Origin of the sequence: Streptomyces murinus (assembly GCF_002154555.1) — a bacterium.
GTDB lineage: Bacteria > Actinomycetota > Actinomycetes > Streptomycetales > Streptomycetaceae > Streptomyces > Streptomyces murinus.
The window spans coordinates 186-1,518 of the sequence record NZ_MUNF01000553.1 but is presented as its reverse complement, the minus strand read 5'-3'; the positions used below and the strand labels follow the sequence as shown (position 1 = coordinate 1,518).

Here is a 1,333-nt window from a genome sequence, read left to right as displayed (position 1 = left end):
CGCGGCACCGGTGCCCGGTGCGAGGAGTGCGCGCGGCTCGACCGGGCGCATTCCGTGGCCGCCGACACGATCGCCGACGACCCCCGGCCGTACCGGGTGTATCTCGCCTGGTTCGGACCCGGCCTGGTCAAGGTCGGCATCACGGCCGTCGAGCGGGGGCCGGCGCGATTGCTGGAGCAGGGCGCGATCTGTTTCAGCTGGCTCGGGACCGGGCCCCTGATGGCGGCGCGGCGTACCGAGGAGATGCTGCGGGCCGCGCTGGGCGTGCCGGACCGGATCGCGTACGCCGAGAAACGGGCGGTGCGGGCGAGACTGCCGGGGACGGCGGAGGAGCGGGCGGCCGAGGTGCGCGCGCTGCACCGGCGGGCCGTCGCGCTCGACCGGTGGCCGGAGTCGCTGCGGGCCGAGCCCTGCGAGGTCGTCGACCAGGTGCGGGCCTTCGGGATCGAAGGCGTACCCGCCGCCTTCGGCGAGGTGACCGAGCTGGTCCCCGGTGGTGCCATCGGCGGGGAACTGGTCGCGGCCGCCGGGCCCGATCTTCATCTGGCGGTGCGCGGCCGCGGGGTCGTCGTGCTCGACACCCGGCTGATACGGGGGTGGGGACTTGTGCCCTCGCTGCGGGACGACGATGAACTCGCCCTGCCCGTACGCGAGTTCCGCCAGGAGCAGGATGGGCTGTTCTGAGGGGCCACCCAGGCGTTGTCTGAGTGGTGGCTGTGTGTTTCTCAGGAAAAACCAAGACTGGTGAAACACTCCTCTCAGAGGGCCCCGCCAGTGTGGCCGCCATGACCACGACCTCGCCCCAGGGGCGCACCGAACTGCTGAGGCCGGACGGGAGCCCCGTCCGCGTGCTGGTGGTCGACGACGAGACGTCGATCACCGAACTGCTGAGCATGGCCCTTCGCTACGAGGGCTGGCAGATCAGAAGCGCGACGGACGGTCAGGGGGCCCTCCAGACGGCCCGCGAGTTCCGCCCCGACGCCGTCGTCCTCGACATGATGCTGCCGGACATGGACGGACTGGCCGTCCTCGGCCGGCTGCGCCGTGAACTGCCGGACGTGCCCGTGCTGTTCCTGACCGCCAAGGACGCGGTGGAGGACCGGATCGCCGGGCTCACCGCCGGCGGCGACGACTATGTGACCAAGCCGTTCAGCCTGGAGGAGGTCGTCGCCCGGCTGCGCGGACTGATCCGCAGGTCCGGGGCGACCGACCGGCGCTCCGAGTCCGTGCTCGTCGTCGGCGACCTCACCCTGGACGAGGACAGCCACGAGGTGACCCGGGGCGGCGACTCCATCCACCTCACCGCCACCGAGTTCGAGCTGCTGCGCTTCCT

General features: G+C 72.0%; 1 protein-coding gene and 1 pseudogene (1 of these 2 running past the window's edge). Both read left to right on the top strand.

Going from position 1 to position 1,333, the window contains the following annotated elements; genetic code table 11:
* Positions 1-684, top strand: a 684-nt coding sequence (locus tag CCN72_RS29495) for a DUF2797 domain-containing protein (protein WP_086811033.1), incomplete at its 5' end; no start/stop codon positions are given.
* 101 nt (positions 685-785) lie between these two features.
* A pseudogene (locus tag CCN72_RS29490) lies at positions 786-1,333 on the top strand (response regulator) (it continues 114 nt past the right edge of the window).